Genomic DNA, 15,435 nt, shown 5'->3' with positions numbered 1-15,435 from the left:
CTTTACAGGCGGCGGAGTTCCCTTTTGCGCGCGCTGATGCGGGCGCGCACCGAGTGGGGCGTCAGGGCGAGTTGGCGGCAGCCCTCGCACCATGCTTCGGGGTGGTGGGCGGCGCGGGACGCTTCGGCTGCGTCACTGTAGGAGCGCGGGTCGGTCTGGTGGGTGAGGCACTCCACCTCGTAGCGCTTCGACTGGTCGGCGTGCGCGGCCTCTTCGGGTTCCAGGGTCGCCAGGGTGTCCCGCATACGGACCCGTACATGGGGGTCGTGGCGCGTGAACACCCGCCCCATAGCGTCCAGTTCGCGCATCGCGCGCTCCGCTTCGGCCTGCGCCGCGCGGTGCGCCGCCAGGGTGTCCGGGTTGGGTTCGAGGGCGTGCGCGGCCCTGGCGCGGGCCCGGTCGAGGGCCGCCTCCACATGAAGGGCGCGCACCTTGGCCGAGACGCGCAGCCGCCGACGACGGGCGCGCTTCTGGTCCACCGTTGTGCCGCTACTCATGAGGTGCACGCTCCTTCGGCTCCCGAGCGAAGTCCCCAGGTCCCGCGAGACGACTGTAAGCCGGATGGCGGATGGGTGCCTGTTCGGCGCGAGACGGGACGGTTCGGTTCGGTGGCGGGTGCGGGTACGGGCGCCGCGCTGGGGCGCGCGAGACGGGACGTTTCGTTCGCACGAGACGGGACGTTTCGTTCGCAAGACAAGGCAAGACGAGACGGACCGTCCGCCCGTCCGTCCGATACAGATAGGTTCGCGCGCAATCACCCCTCCAATTTGTGCTACTTTCTTGGAGCCGCACGTAAGACCCCCTCTGGGAGGCGTGCGCCTTCATGACCGCGCGACGCGAGGAGGTGTTCGGGATGAGTCCCGAAGGAAGTCCTCGCCGCACGCTGCGCGTTGGCTGACCGACCCGGCTCACTGACCCGGTTCGCCGACTGAACCCGGTTCTCGGTCACGTCGCACCTTTCGCGGCCTTCCCACGCCGGTCCCAACCGCGCTGTTCCAGCGGCACTTCCCGGTAATTCACCGCGGTCCGCCGCGTCTTTCCCGGCGGCTTTCCCGCACTCCGCCTCACGGCACCGCCATGCCCGGAGCCGGTCGGCGGAGTCGTACCCCCGTACCCGTACGCAGGGTGCCCGCGCGCGATCAAGCATGCCCGGAAACGCCCGCGTACTCCCGAAAAGGGACATCCAGAAGGAGAACTTTGCCATGAGCATGCTCAGCCCTCCGACCCACGAGACCCACGAGAAGCTCGCACCGCCGGGCCGCACCCCGCACCCGCGCCGCCGCGAGCTCAAGGCCGCCGAGCTGGAGGCGCGTACCCGGCTGGTCGGCGAGCGTCTGGCCGCGCTCAGCGCCAGGCCCGTCGAGGACCTGCTGTGGGAGTTCGAGGCCAACCGGCACGGCCTCGGCCACGCCGATGTGCTGGACCGCCAGGGCCGCTACGGGCTCAACGTCGTCGCCCAGGAGCGCGCCCCGCGCTGGTACGCGCAGCTCGCCCGGGCCTTCTGGAACCCGTTCATCGGGGTCCTGGTCTTCCTCGCCGCGATCATGTTCTGGCAGGACCCGGCCGACCCGGGCGTGCTCATCCTGTCCACGATGGTGGTCATCGGCGGCCTGCTCCGGTTCTGGCAGGAGTACCGCTCCGGCCGGGCGGCGGATGCCCTGAAGCAGCTGGTCACCACCACCTGCGCGGTGCAGCGGCGGGCCGGGCGGCATGCCGAGCCGACCGTCTTCGAGGTGCCGATGGACCAGGTGGTCCCCGGCGACGTGGTGAAGCTGGCCGCCGGTGACCTGGTCCCCGCCGACCTGCGGCTGCTCACCGCCAAGGACCTCATGGTCGGTCAGGCCGCCCTGTCCGGCGAGTCGCTGCCGGTGGCCAAGGCCGACACCCGTACCGACGACCGCGGCCAGTCCGCGACCACCGACCCGGTCGAGGCCGACAACCTCTGCCTGATGGGGACTTCGGTCACCTCGGGCACCGCGACCGGCGTCGTGGTCGCCACCGGCGCCGACACCTACTTCGGATCCATGGCGGGCTCGCTCGTCGGCGAGCGGCCGCAGACCAACTTCGACAACGGGGTACGGAAGGTCAGCTTCCTGCTCATCCGCTTCATGCTCGTGATGGTGCCGGTCGTGTTCGCGATCAACGGCCTCACCAAAGGCGACTGGAGCGAGGCGTTCCTCTTCGCCGTCGCGGTGGCCGTCGGTCTGACCCCCGAGATGCTGCCGATGGTCGTCTCGGCGAACCTGGCGCGCGGCGCGGTCGCCATGTCCCGGCAGAAGGTGGTCGTCAAGCGGCTGAACGCGATCCAGAACCTGGGCGCGATGGACGTCCTGTGCACCGACAAGACCGGCACCCTGACCGAGGACCGGATCGTCCTCGACCGCCATCTGGACGTGCACGGCCACGAGAACGGCGAGGTACTGGAGTACGGCTACCTCAACGCCCACTTCCAGACCGGTCTGAAGAACCTGATGGACCAGGCGGTCATCGACCGGATGCACGAGGCCGAGGAGTTTGTCGTCGACGCACGGTTCTCGATGGTCGACGAGATCCCCTTCGACTTCGCGCGACGACGGATGTCCGTGGTGCTCGACCGCATCGGCCTGGCGAGCGCGGACGGCCGCCGCGAGCACGTGATGATCACCAAGGGCGCCGTCGAGGAAGTGCTCGCCCTGTGCACGCATCTGGTGGACGGCGGCGAACGCGTCGAGCTCACCGAGCGGTTGAAGGGGTACGTCGCGCGCGTGGCGGAGGAGAACAACCGGCAGGGCCTCCGGGTCCTCGCCGTCGCCACTCGCACGATGCCGGAGCCGCGCGACACGTACACCGTCGCCGACGAGGCCGAGCTGACCCTGATCGGCTTCCTCGCCTTCCTCGACCCGCCGAAGGCCGACGCGACCGCCGCGCTGCGCGGCCTCGCCGACAACGGCATCGACGTCAAGGTGATCACCGGCGACAACGAACTCGTCGCCGAGCGGGTCTGCGCGGATGTCGGCCTTCCGACACAGGCCCCAGCGGTCGGGCGGGTCGTCACCGGGCCCGAGATCGACCTGCTCGGCGACCGCGAGCTGCGCGAACTCGCCGTCCGCAGCACGGTGTTCGCCAAGGTCAACCCGGTGCAGAAGGCGCGTATCGTGCGCGCCCTGCAGGCCGACGGGCACACGGTCGGCTTCCTCGGGGACGGCATCAACGACGCCGCCGCGCTGCACGACGCCGATGTGGGCATCTCCGTGGACACGGCCGTCGACATCGCCAAGGAGTCCGCCGACATCATCCTGCTCGAGAAGGACCTGACGGTCCTCGAGCGGGGTGTGATCCAGGGCCGTACGACCTTCGGCAACACCATCAAGTACATCAAGATGACGGCCTCTTCGAACTTCGGGAACGTCTTCTCGGTCCTCGTGGCCTCGGCGTTCCTGCCGTTCCAGCCGATGTTGGCGATCATGCTCCTGGTGCAGAACCTGGTGTACGACATCGCGCAGCTGGCCACGCCGTGGGACCGGATGGACCCGGAGTACCTGCGCAAGCCCCGTAACTGGGACGCCAAGGGGATCGGCCGGTTCATGGTGACGATCGGTCCGATCAGCTCGATCTTCGACATCACCACGTTCCTTCTTCTGTGGTACGTGTTCGGGGCCGACTCCGAGGCGCACGCGGCGCTGTTCCAGTCCGGCTGGTTCGTAGAAGGGCTGCTGTCCCAGACCCTGATCGTCCACATGATCCGGACCCGGAAGATCCCGTTCATCCAGTCGCGGGCGGCCTGGCCGGTGATGGTGATGACGGTCGCGGCGGTGCTCACCGGCCTGGCGCTGCCGTTCTCGCCGCTGGCGTCGAGCCTGGGCTTCGTGCCGCTGCCGCTGGGCTACTTCCCGTGGCTGGTGGCGACGCTGCTCGCGTACTGCGCGCTCACGCAGCTGGTGAAGACCTGGTACATCCGCAGGTTCCACACCTGGCTGTGAGGTCCCGGTGACCACGGCTCCCTCCTGGGTCCGATGCCTGGTCGGCCCTCGGCACGCGCGCGTGGCGATGGCAGACTGGCAGGTCGACGCCCGGGAGGGAGCCCGTACGTGCCGAAGATCCGCCGACTCGACCGTTTCCAGCGGCTGCGCCGCATGGTCGGCACCGCCCGGCCCCAGCGCACCGTGGACCTGAGCCACCCGGCCCGCTCCCCGCTCGGCACGGCGGTCGTGAACTGCGTCGTCTACCAGGACGGCAAGCGGCGCTCCGACGGCGGGCCGGGGGCGGGCGACGCGCGGGCGCCGCACATATCGCCGGGGGCCGCGGCGGCCACGGCGCTCCGGCAGGTGCGCGAGGACGGCGCGGGCTTCGTCTGGATCGGCCTGCACGAGCCGAGCTCGGACGAACTCGCCGAGCTGGCCGAGCCGTTCGGGCTGCACCCGCTGGCCGTCGAGGACGCCGTACAGGCGCACCAGCGGCCCAAGGTGGAGCCGTACGACGGCACGCTCTTCGCCGTCTTCAAGACCGTCTGCTACGTGGAGCACGACGAGCTGACGGCCACCAGTGAGGTGGTGGACACCGGCGAGATCATGGTGTTCACCGGCCGGGACTTCGTCATCACGGTCCGGCACGGCCGGCACGGCTCCCTCGGCCCGGTCCGCGAGGCCCTGGAGGCCGACCCGGAGCAGCTCGCCAAGGGGCCGTCGGCGGTGCTGCACGCGATCGCGGACCACGTCGTGGACGAGTATCTCTCAGTCACCGACGCGCTCCAGGATGACGTCGACGACGTCGAGTCGGACGTCTTCATGCCGGAGGCCGGGAGCCGGGCCGACGCCGGACGCATCTATCAACTGAAACGCGAACTACTGGAGTTGAAGCGGGCGACGACCCCGCTCAACCGGCCCCTACAGAACCTGGCACATCGCCGCACCGACCTGATCGACCCCGCGATACAGCACTACTTCCGTGATGTCGCCGACCATCTGGCCACCACCAGCGAGCAGATCGCGTCGTTCGACAGCCTGCTCGACTCGATACTTCAGGCCCATCTGGCGCAGGTGTCGGTGGTCCAGAACGAGGACATGCGGAAGATCACGGCGTGGGCGGCGGTGATCGCCGTACCGACCATGGTGTGCGGCATCTACGGCATGAACTTCGACTTCATGCCCGAGACGAAGTGGCGGTTCGGCTACTTCCTGGTCCTGGGGCTCACGGCGGTGGCGTGCTTCCTCGTGCACCGGACGTTCCGGCGCCGGGGCTGGCTCTAGGCCTGTCGGCCAGGGCGGTCGGCCAGGGCGGTCGGAGCCGGGTCCAGAACCACTCCCCCACTCCCTCCGCTACGGCTCCGGTGCCGTGAGGTAGCGCTGCACCGTGGGCGCCAGCCAGGCGATCAGTTCCTCTCGGGTCAGTTCGACGGCGGGCGGCAACCGGAGAATGTACCGGACCATGGCCATCCCCAGGATCTGTGAGGCGGCGAGCGCGGCGCGGCGCCGGGCGTCGGCGCCCTCCGGGGCGAACCGGGCGGCGAGCGGGCCGAGTTGCTGCCGGAAGATCTCCTGCATGCGCTCGGCGCCCGCGGCGTTGGTGACTCCCACACGCAGCAGTGCCGTCAGGGTCTCGTCCTGTTCCCAGCGGTCGACGAAGTGGGTGACCAGCGCGGCGCCCACGTGCTGGTCGGACACGAACTCCACCTGGATCTCGGGCAGCCGCAGGTCGATCTCGGCCGCGGCCGCGAACAGCCCCTCCTTGTTGCCGTAGTAACGCATCACCATCGACGGGTCGATGCCCGCGTCCCGGGCGATCGCCCGGATCGTGGCGCGCTCGTACCCGTCCGCCGCGAAGCGCTCGCGGGCGGCGCCGAGGATCGCGGCGCGGGTGGCGTCGGAGCGACGCGGCGCGGCCGACTCCCTGGCGGCGCTTTCGGTGCTGCCGCCCCTGGCCTCGGCCTCGCTCTTTCCCGACCTCTGCGACGTATCAGCCATGGCCCGAGCGTATGCCAACACTCGTGGGCCAACAACTGTTGACATGCTGCGCGGCCTCACTCTAATCTTGCCAACAAGCGTTGACCAACAAGCGTTGGCATCGAGGGATGCTTCGAGGAGGCCGCCGTGACCGGCAAGCCGAGCACCACCGCCAAGACGACCGAGGCCAGGACGACCGAGGGCGCGGCCGCCGACGCGCGCCGCCGGGTGATCGTGGTCGGCGCGGGCCCCACCGGGCTGCTGCTCGCAGGGGACCTCGCCGCCGCCGGGATCCCGGTCACGCTCCTCGAGAAGCGCCCGGCGGGCCTCAGCAACCTGACTCGCGCCTTCGGCGTGCACGCCCGCACGCTCGAACAACTCGACGCCCGCGGTCTGGCCGACGAACTCGTCAAGACCGGTCGGCAGGTCACCACCCTCGGCCTGTTCGGCCGGCTCCGCGTCGACCTCAGCGACCTGCGCTCCCGCTTCCCCTTCGTCCTCATCACCCCGCAGTACGAGGTGGAGAAGCTGCTGCACCGCCGCGCCACGGAGCACGGCGTCACCTTCATGCACGGCGCGCGGGTCACGGGCCTGGACCAGGACGACACCGGGGTGGAGGTCCGGGTGGAGTACGAGGACGGCGCCGAGGAGACGCACCGCGCGGCCTATGTGGTGGGCGCCGACGGCGTGCACAGCACGGTCCGCGAGGCGATCGGTCAGCCCTTCCCCGGTCGCCCGGTGATCAACTCCATCGTGCTCGCCGACGTCAGGTTGGCCGACGAGCCGGACACGATCGTGGCGCTCACCGGCACGGACCGGGCGTTCGGCTTCTTCATCCCCTTCGGGGACGGTTACTGGCGGGTGGGCGGCTGGGACCGCACCCGCGCCGACGTCCCGGATTCAGCCCCCGTCACCCTCGACGAGCTGCGCACCATCGCCCGGCAGGCCTTCGGCTCCGACTACGGGATGCACGACGAACGCTGGATCTCCCGCTTCCACAGCGACGAACGCCAGGTCCGCTCCTACCGCGTGGGTCGGGTCCTGCTCGCCGGGGACGCCGCGCACACCCACAGCCCGGCCGGTGGCCAGGGCATGAACACCGGCCTGCAGGACGCGGCCAACCTCGGCTGGAAGCTGGCCGCCGTCCTCAACGACCGCTCGCCCGCAGCCCTGTTGGACACCTACCAGGACGAGCGGCACCCGGTAGGGCGGGCCGTGGTGCGCAGCAGCGGCGCCATCATCCGGCTCGCCCAGGTACGCAACGGCCCGCAGCACGCCCTGCGTTCACTAGTCACCTCCGTCCTGAATCACTTCCGCCCACTGCGGAACAAGGTCATCGGCCAGATCACCGGCATCGGGTACGCATACGGCGCACCGCGCGGCGCCCACCGGCTCGTGGGGCGGCGCGTTCCCGACGTGGCCCTGACGCAGAGCCCACACGGCAGCCGCCTCTACGAGGCCCTGCGCGCGGGCAAGTTCGTCCTGATCACACCCCGGGACCTGGACCTGGACCGGCACCTGACCCAGACCCAGCGCAATGCCCCCGCCGACAGCTTCATCACCACCCACTGGTCCAGCGACCGCCGCACCTCCCTCCTGATCCGCCCCGACGGCTACGCGGCCTGGGCCGCGGAGAACGCCGACACTGCGGCGATACGGCGAGCACTGGCGGAGTGGACGGGGACGAAGGGCTGACGCGGCCGCGGCGGTCTGGGGTGGCCGCGGAGGGCTGACGTGGCCGCAGCGGGCTGGGGTGGTTCGGCAGGCTGGGGTGGCCCGGAGGGCTCGGGCGACGCGGCGGGCTGGGGCGGCGCGGAAGAATCGGGCCACACGGCCAACTGAGGCGACCCGGATAGCTCGGGCCACGCGAGGACCTCGGGCAGCGCGGCAGGCTGGGGTGACCTGGATGGCTCGCGCAACGCGGCAGGCTGGGACCACGCGGCGAGCTCGGGCGGCCCGGAGGACTCGGGCCACACGGCCAGCTGAGACGCCCCGGATAGCTCGGGCCACGCTAAGACCTCGACCTCGGGCAACGCGCCGAGCTGAGGCGGCGCGGCAGGCTCGGGCGGCCCGGATGGCTCGGGCACGCGGCGAACTGGGGCGGCGCGGCGAGCCGAGGCGGCGCTGAGGACTCGAGCCACACGGCCAAATCGAGGTGGCCCGGAAGGCCAGGGAAGCGGAAGGCCGGGCAGCGGAAGGTCTGGGGCGGGACAGCGGGGACTGGCGCCGCCGCCCCGTTCCCCGTGTTTCGGGGCACTCGTGCCAAGCTCTTGGCCATGTTCGTGACCCGGTCCGCCGCACTGTTCGTCCTCGCCGCGCTCCTGGAGATCGGCGGTGCCTGGCTGGTCTGGCAGGGCGTGCGGGAGCAGCGCGGGTACCTCTGGATGGGCGCGGGGGTGCTGGCCCTCGGGGCATACGGCTTTGTCGCGACGCTTCAGCCTGACCCTCACTTCGGCCGCATCCTGGCGGCGTACGGCGGGGTCTTCGTGGCGGGCTCGCTCGCCTGGGGCATGGTCGCGGACGGCTACCGGCCGGACCGCTGGGATGTCATCGGCGCGCTGATCTGCCTGGTCGGCATGGCGGTGATCATGTACGCCCCACGCAGCCGCTGACGGCCTGTCCCGCCTGCTCTCCTACTCCGCCTGCTCTCCTGCTCTCCTCCGCCGCCTAGCCCTTACTCCGCCTGCTCCCTACTCCCCTACCGGCTCCGCCGCTGACGCCCCGCCTGCCCGCCTCCCCGGTACGGCAGCACCCCCCGGGCCCTGCGTCCCCGCTCCCCGCTGCCCAACCCGTCCCACCCCGCCCCGCCTATCCTTGGCGAGGCAGGACCGTCGCACAGTCGTACGTACGCACGCACCAGGAGCCCGCATGACCGCTACGCCCGCTGCCGCCTCCCGTATTGCCGTCGTGACCGGCGCGAGCAGCGGTATCGGCGCCGCCACCGCTCGGCAGCTGGCGGCCGCGGGGTACCGGGTGGTGCTGACCGCACGTCGCAAGGACCGCATCGAGGCCGTCGCCGAGGAGATCAACGCCGCGGGGCACCAGGCCACGGCGTACGCCTTGGATGTGACGGACCGCGCGGCGGTCGACGAGTTCGCCACCGCCTTCCCCACGCTCGGCGTCCTGGTGAACAACGCGGGCGGCGCACTCGGGGCCGACCCCGTGGCCACCGGCGACCCGGCCGACTGGCGCCAGATGTACGAGACCAACGTCATCGGCACCCTGAACCTCACCCAGGCCCTGCTCCCCGCCCTGACCGCGAGCGGGGACGGCACGGTCGTCGTGGTCTCCTCCACCGCGGCCCACGCCACCTACGAGGGCGGCGCCGGTTATGTCGCCGCCAAGAACGGGGCCCGGGTCCTCAGCGAGACGCTCCGTCTGGAGATCGTCGGGCAGCCGGTGCGAGTCATCGAGATCGCGCCCGGCATGGTGAAGACGGAGGAGTTCGCCACCACCCGCTTCCGCGGGGACGCGGAGAAGGCAGCCAAGGTCTACGAGGGCGTCGCGGAGCCGCTGAACGCCGACGATGTCGCGGACACCGTCACCTGGGCGGTCACCCGCCCCAGCCATGTCAACATCGACCTGCTCGTCGTGCGACCGCGCGCACAGGCGTCCAACACCAAGGTCCACCGGGAGCGGTCATGACACCCCCGGGCCCCGAGAGCGGCGGCACCGAAGTGGCGGAGGACCACGCCTCCGCCAACAGCCCCTCGCCCAGCGAGCCCTCCCCCAGCCAGGCCTCCCCCAGCACGCCCTCCGCCAGCCAGGCTTCGCCCAGCCAGGCCTCCGCCGAGCAGCGGCATCTCGCGCAGGAAACGAAGAACGAGCGGATGGTCTGGTGGTACCTGGCCTACTTCCTCTTCGGCATCCACATCGTCGCGTTCGTCATGATCTACGCGGTCACCCACGCGAAGTGACCGCACAGGAAGTGACCGCACGGCGAAGGGAGTTCAGCCCTTCACGCACACCACCTGCTTGAGCTTCGCCACGATCTCGACCAGGTCGCGCTGCTGATCCATGACCTGCTCGATCGGCTTGTACGCCCCGGGGATCTCGTCCACGACACCGGAGTCCTTGCGGCACTCCACGCCCCGGGTCTGCTCCTCCAGGTCCCGCGCCGAGTAGCGCCGCTTCGCGGCGTTCCGGCTCATGCGGCGGCCCGCGCCGTGCGAGGCCGAGTTGAAGGACGCCTCGTTGCCCAGTCCCCGCACGATGTACGAGCCGGTGCCCATCGAACCCGGGATGATCCCGTAGTCCCCGCCTCCGGCCCGGATCGCGCCCTTCCGCGTGACGAGCAGGTCCATGCCCTCGTACCGCTCCTCCGCCACGTAGTTGTGGTGGCAGGAGACGACCTGTTCGAAGGTGGGCTTCGCCTTCTTGAACTCCTTGCGGATCACGTCCTGGAGCAGCCCCATCATGATCGCGCGGTTGTACTTCGCGTACTCCTGCGCCCAGAAGAGGTCGTGCCGGTACGCCGCCATCTGCGGGGTGTCCGCGACGAAGACCGCCAGGTCGCGGTCGATCAGGCCCTGGTTGTGCGGCAGCTTCTGGGCCTCGCCGATGTGGTACTCGGCGAGCTCCTTGCCGATGTTCCGGGACCCGGAGTGCAGCATCAGCCAGACCGAACCCTCCTCGTCGAGACAGACCTCGATGAAGTGGTTACCGCCGCCGAGCGAACCCATCTGCTTGACGGCCCGTTCCTCACGGAATTTGACCGCGTCCGCGACCCCGTCGAAGCGCGCCCAGAAGTCGTTCCAACGCGCCGTCGGGAAGCCGTGCAGGCGGCCCGGAGAGGTCGGGTCGACCGCGTGGTCGTGCATGGCACGGCCCACCGGAATCGCCTGCTCGATCTTCGACCGCAGCCGCGACAGGTCCCCCGGCAGGTCCCCCGCCTTGAGCGAGGTCTTGACCGCGGACATGCCACAGCCGATGTCCACACCGACCGCCGCGGGGCAGACCGCCCCGCGCATGGCGATCACGGAGCCGACCGTGGCGCCCTTGCCGTAGTGCACATCGGGCATCACGGCCAGGCCCTTGATCCAGGGCAGCGTGGCGACATTCTGCAGCTGACGGAGGGCGACATCCTCGACCGAGGCCGGATCCGCCCACATCCGGATCGGTACCTTCGCGCCCGGCACTTCTACGTACGACATGACAACCCCGTTCCCCCGATGACTGAGTGTCCCTATATCGACCATAGGCTCCGGAAGGCTCCGGACAAGAACGGCCGTAACGGACTAAATACCAAAGGCGCAAAAACGGAGCGAAAGCCCGCAAAAGGGAGAGCGGACCAGCATGCACGTCTGCGCTTGCGATACACATTGTGTTCACCGGTAGCCCGGACGCGGCAACCGCATTTCGACCCGAAGGCCCACCGAAGGGAGCCGCGACCGTGCAGCGCAAGGGGTACATCGTGGGCACCGCCGCGCTCCTCGGAGCCCTGCTCACCGGCCTCACCGGCTGCACCAGCAGCCCCGGGCTCGGCGAGGCGCCCGAGGACTCCAAGCCCGGCGACATCGCCGGCGGCGAAGAGGCACCCGGCAGGTACCGCACGCTCCCCGACGCCTGCCGCGCCGTCGACCACAGCACCCTCGACAGCATGCTGCCCGGCCTCCGGGACCTCGGCCCGGATCAGCGGGACGAGGCGTACGCGGGCACGGCCGAGGTCACGTACGACACGGACCGGCGCGTGGGCTGCAACTGGAAGGTCGTGTCGGGCTCGGCCACCCACCATCTGCGGGTCGACTTCGAGCGCGTGGTGTCGTACGACGGCGACGTGAGCGACGACGCACGCGCCCAGGAGGTCTACGACCGCACGCTCACCAAGGCGGACCTCCCGGACCCGGACGAGAACGAGAACGAGGGTACGGAGACGCCCTCGCCCGAGGAGTCCGAGAGCTCGGGCGCCGACGGGAAGCAGGACAAGGACGCGACCGAGGGCAGCGGCAAGGCCACGAACAAGGCCACCGACAAGGGCGAATCCGACGAAAAGCCCCAAAGCGGCGGCCAGCGCCCCGCGAACGGCGACGCCCTCAAGAACAACGGCGACGCCACCGCCGAGCCCGGCGCCGACGCCGACGCCTCCGCCTCCGAGCTCAGCTCCGGAGCCCCCGGCAACCCCAACGCCCTCGACATCCCGGCCGCCCTCCAGCCCCGCGTCCTCGCCGAACTCGGCGACGAGGCGTTCCTCAACGACGAGCTGGCCGCGGCCGGATCGGCCTCCCGACACCGCACCGTGACTGTGGTGTTCCGCACGTCGAACGTCATCGTGACCATCGAGTACGACGAGCAGCCGGACCGCCGCGCCGAGGTGCCCGACAGCAAGGAATTGCAGGACAAGGCCCGTGCGCTGGCGGCTGCGCTCGCCGAGCGGTTCACCGAGTAACACCCCTGCGGCCCCGCTCCCGGGGCCGGTTGCGCCTTTACGTATTCCCCACAGCTCGCGCACGTTCGTCGTACGGTGGCCCCGACCGCACGACCGATGAGCGAAGGAACCATGCACCGAAAAGGACCGCGACTCACCCGCATACTCGCCGCCTGTGCGGCCGTACCCGTGATCCTCACGGCAGCGGCCTGCTCGTCCGACTCGGGTTCGGGCGATGGCGCCGACGCCGGCAAGAGCGACTCCGGCTCGAAGTCCTCCGCCTCGCCGAGCGGCAAGAGCAGCGCGGCGGCCGTGCAGCCCGCGGCGTTCAAGACGCTGCCGGAGCCGTGCAAGGCGCTGTCCGGCAAGACCGTCGAGGACCTGGTGTCCGATGTCGACGACAAGAACGGCACCTCGCAGAAGTCCGACGACATCGCGTCCCGCGGCTCCTGCTACTGGAAGGGCCTGGACAGCAACGGCACCAAGGGCTCGCAGTTCCGCTGGCTGAACATCTCGCTGCTGCGCTACGACTCCAACGCGACGCTGGGCAGCGGCGAGAAGCTCGCCAAGGAGCAGATGGCGAAGCGGGTCGCCGAGGCCAAGGCCATGGACGGCGCGAAGAACGTCAAGACGGAGCCCCTGAAGGGCGTGGGCGACGAGGCGACGCTCGTCCGCTACGACCAGAAGAAGAAGGAAGGCGACTTCAAGAACCAGCGCGTGGTCGCCCGGGTCGAGAACGCGGTCGTCGTGCTCGACTACAACGGCGCGGGCCTGGCCGGTGCCGGGGACCCGGACGCCAAGGACATGGCGAAGGACGCGGAGAAGGCCGCCAAGGAGGCGGTGACCGCGGTCACCGAGGCGAACGAGTCCAAGGCGTCGAGCGGCGCGACGCAGGGCAAGGACGAGGAGAAGTCCACGGACTCGGACAAGGCGTCCGGCTCGGACTCGGACTCGACCTCGGACAAGTCCGACAGCAAGAAGAAGCAGTGACGTACTGAAGTACTGACGGACGTACGGACGTACGGACGTACTGAAGTAAGGACGTCAACTGCCGTCGTAGGCAGCGCACTTCACCGGACCCGGCCGCTCCGTCGCGGCCGGGTCCTGCCGTATCTCCCCCTACCGGTCTCCCCCTACCGGCCGCAGCTCGGCGCACCCTGATGCCAGGGGCGTCGTTAGGCTGGCCATGAAGATCATTACGCGCGCCGCGCTTGCCGCCGCCACTCTCGTCCTGACCGCTGCTGTCCCAGCCTCGGCAGACGGGGACCATGACGGGACTCACCAGGCTGGACAGAAGGACTCGCCCGGCCCTCTGGCCGACTCCGAAAGGAACAGCAACCCCTCGACGTTCATGGAAGAGGGTCCGGCCAGCGAGCTCCCGCAAGGGATCCTTCCGCGCCTTATGGGCCGGGTGCTCTAGCGGCACCTGAGTGAAGCCGAGCCGGGTAAAGGCGGGGACTGCCGCGTCCCCGTCTCCGTCTCCGTCTCCGTCTCCGTCTCCGTCTCCGTCTCCGTCTCCGTCTCCGACCAGGGTCTGGACGTACCGCCCCCCGTGCCCCCGCACGCATGTGCCAGGCTGTCGCTCGCAATTACCGAGCAGGGAGGGGTTCGCGGTGGCCGCGATGCAGCTGACACGCACACACCGGATACTCATCGGGGTGGTCGTCGCCGGTGCCGTCGTCATCGCCGCAATCGGCTTCGCCGGTTCGTACACGGCCGTGCGCGAACTCGCCGAGAAGAAGGGCTTCGGGGAGTTCTCCTACTTCTTCCCGATCGGCATCGACGCGGGTATCTGCGTCCTCCTCGCTCTCGACCTGCTCCTGACCTGGATCCGGATCCCCTTCCCGCTGCTGCGCCAGACCGCGTGGCTACTCACCGCCGCCACCATCGCCTTCAACGGCGCCGCGGCCTGGCCCGATCCGCTCGGCGTCGGCATGCACGCGGTCATCCCGGTCCTTTTCGTCGTCGCCGTCGAGGCCGCCCGGCACGCCATCGGCCGAATCGCGGACATCACGGCCGACAAGCACATGGAGGGCGTACGCCTCACGCGCTGGATGCTCTCGCCCGTCCCCACCTTCCTGCTCTGGCGCCGCATGAAGCTGTGGGAACTCCGCTCGTACGAGCAGGTCATCAAGCTCGAGCAGGAACGCCTCGTCTACCAGGCCCGCCTACGCTCCCGCTTCGGCCGCGGCTGGCGCCGCAAGGCCCCGGTCGAGTCCCTGATGCCGCTGCGCCTGGCCCGCTACGGCGTCCCCCTCGCCCAGACCGCACCGGAGGGCCTGGCCGCCGCGGGCATCGAACCGGCTCTGCTACCCCCGGCCCCGGCCCCGAAGCCGAACCCGGACCACGCCGAGCAGATACAACGCCAGGAGCACCCGCAACTGGCCCTGGCCGCCGAGCCACAACCCGAACACGATCACCCCGATCAGCATGCGGACCCCGAGGGCAACCCCTGGTTCGCGGCAGAGCCCGACCCACAGACGTACGAAGGCGACTACGACCCCACATACCAGCCGCCCTCCGACGACTCCGGCCAGGCAGACCGCGCCTTCCCCATACCAGCAGGCCCCGGCCGCACCCGCCCGCTGGCCTTCCCAGGACCGCGGTCGCCCGAGACACCCGAGGAAGCGCCCCAAGCGCCCCAAGCGCCCCAAGCGCCCATCGCCAACGAGATCCCTGAAGTGCCCACCGAAGACACAGCCACGCTCCCCGACGACGTCTCCCGCGAGGAGGCGTACTTCTCGGCGTTCCACAAGTACGTCAGCGAACACGGCGACTTCCCCAACGCCCGCCAATTCAGCCTCTACCTGATGGACCTCTACGGCGTCACCGGCCAGTCCGGCGGCCCCCTCACCGAGGGCACCCTCCGCCCCTACCTCCGCAACTTCCGCGACCGCTACCAGCAGGACCTGGACGCCGACGCGGAACACATCGCGTAGCGCAACGACAGCTCAGACCGTCACCGCACATCACCGCGCGTCACCACGTACGAGCTTGAGCAGCAAGCCGGTATCGGCAAGATCCGACAGAACGTGTGCGGCGCCCGCGTTCCTCAGCCGGTTTCCAGGCTGTGTAGCTTCGCTTTCTCGCGGAAGATCACTGGCTCTGTGATTCCGTCCGGTACAGCAGCCCTCGCCGGGGTGCCGCGCGCGC

At 70.0% G+C, this 15,435-nt stretch carries 12 protein-coding genes; 9 read left to right on the top strand and 3 right to left on the bottom strand.

Features of this window, described 5'->3' with window-relative positions:
* Positions 1 to 2: 2 nt before the first annotated feature.
* Positions 3 to 497, bottom strand: a complete 495-nt coding sequence (locus ACWD10_RS25765; RefSeq protein ID WP_451094906.1) for a hypothetical protein — start codon at positions 495 to 497, stop codon at positions 3 to 5.
* A 705-nt stretch (positions 498 to 1,202) separates the two neighbouring features.
* On the opposite strand from ACWD10_RS25765, the gene mgtA reads away from it, so the two are divergent.
* Together mgtA and ACWD10_RS25755 are read left to right on the top strand one after the other, a co-directional pair.
* On the top strand, positions 1,203 to 3,959 hold the full coding sequence (gene mgtA, locus ACWD10_RS25760; RefSeq protein WP_451094904.1) for a magnesium-translocating P-type ATPase: 2,757 nt from the start codon (positions 1,203 to 1,205) through the stop codon (positions 3,957 to 3,959).
* 153 nt (positions 3,960 to 4,112) lie between these two features.
* Positions 4,113 to 5,225: a magnesium and cobalt transport protein CorA gene (locus tag ACWD10_RS25755; protein ID WP_451095040.1), complete on the top strand. Its 1,113-nt coding sequence runs from the start codon at positions 4,113 to 4,115 to the stop codon at positions 5,223 to 5,225.
* A gap of 69 nt (positions 5,226 to 5,294) precedes the next feature.
* On the opposite strand, the gene ACWD10_RS25750 is transcribed toward ACWD10_RS25755, so the two are convergent.
* Positions 5,295 to 5,939 carry a TetR/AcrR family transcriptional regulator gene (locus ACWD10_RS25750; RefSeq protein WP_451094902.1) on the bottom strand — a complete coding sequence of 215 codons (645 nt, stop codon included), beginning with the start codon at positions 5,937 to 5,939 and terminating at the stop codon, positions 5,295 to 5,297.
* Between the two features lie 126 nt (positions 5,940 to 6,065).
* Between ACWD10_RS25750 and ACWD10_RS25745 the strand changes: the two genes are divergently transcribed.
* The 4 genes from ACWD10_RS25745 to ACWD10_RS25730 all read left to right on the top strand — a co-directional run bounded on the left by ACWD10_RS25745 (position 6,066) and on the right by ACWD10_RS25730 (position 9,835).
* Complete coding sequence (locus ACWD10_RS25745; RefSeq protein ID WP_451094900.1) at positions 6,066 to 7,613, top strand: FAD-dependent oxidoreductase; 1,548 nt, start codon at positions 6,066 to 6,068, stop codon at positions 7,611 to 7,613.
* Between the two features lie 581 nt (positions 7,614 to 8,194).
* On the top strand, positions 8,195 to 8,530 hold the full coding sequence (locus ACWD10_RS25740; RefSeq protein WP_451094898.1) for a YnfA family protein: 336 nt from the start codon (positions 8,195 to 8,197) through the stop codon (positions 8,528 to 8,530).
* A 256-nt stretch (positions 8,531 to 8,786) separates the two neighbouring features.
* Positions 8,787 to 9,563 carry an SDR family NAD(P)-dependent oxidoreductase gene (locus ACWD10_RS25735; protein ID WP_451094896.1) on the top strand — a complete coding sequence of 259 codons (777 nt, stop codon included), beginning with the start codon at positions 8,787 to 8,789 and terminating at the stop codon, positions 9,561 to 9,563.
* The gene (locus ACWD10_RS25730) at positions 9,560 to 9,835 is read left to right on the top strand and encodes a hypothetical protein (protein WP_451094894.1); all 276 of its coding nucleotides are present in this window, start codon (positions 9,560 to 9,562) and stop codon (positions 9,833 to 9,835) included. The genes ACWD10_RS25735 and ACWD10_RS25730 overlap by 4 nt, the downstream gene beginning before the upstream one ends.
* Before the next feature lie 33 nt (positions 9,836 to 9,868).
* Here the strand turns inward: ACWD10_RS25730 and ACWD10_RS25725 are convergent, their stop codons facing one another.
* Complete coding sequence (locus tag ACWD10_RS25725) at positions 9,869 to 11,071, bottom strand: RtcB family protein (RefSeq protein ID WP_451094892.1); 1,203 nt, start codon at positions 11,069 to 11,071, stop codon at positions 9,869 to 9,871.
* Positions 11,072 to 11,310: 239 nt separating this feature from the next.
* Between ACWD10_RS25725 and ACWD10_RS25720 the strand changes: the two genes are divergently transcribed.
* The 3 genes from ACWD10_RS25720 to ACWD10_RS25710 all read left to right on the top strand — a co-directional run bounded on the left by ACWD10_RS25720 (position 11,311) and on the right by ACWD10_RS25710 (position 15,221).
* Positions 11,311 to 12,303, top strand: coding sequence for a DUF3558 domain-containing protein (locus ACWD10_RS25720; protein ID WP_451094890.1), 993 nt, complete (start codon positions 11,311 to 11,313; stop codon positions 12,301 to 12,303).
* A 111-nt stretch (positions 12,304 to 12,414) separates the two neighbouring features.
* Positions 12,415 to 13,272, top strand: a complete 858-nt coding sequence (locus tag ACWD10_RS25715) for a DUF3558 domain-containing protein (RefSeq protein WP_451094888.1) — start codon at positions 12,415 to 12,417, stop codon at positions 13,270 to 13,272.
* Positions 13,273 to 13,895: 623 nt separating this feature from the next.
* Positions 13,896 to 15,221: a DUF2637 domain-containing protein gene (locus ACWD10_RS25710; RefSeq protein WP_451094886.1), complete on the top strand. Its 1,326-nt coding sequence runs from the start codon at positions 13,896 to 13,898 to the stop codon at positions 15,219 to 15,221.
* Positions 15,222 to 15,435 lie beyond the last annotated feature (214 nt).

The organism is Streptomyces sp. NPDC002851 (assembly GCF_053591935.1).
The sequence above is the reverse complement of the archived record's forward strand: the minus strand, read 5'-3'. Positions and strand labels throughout refer to the sequence as shown.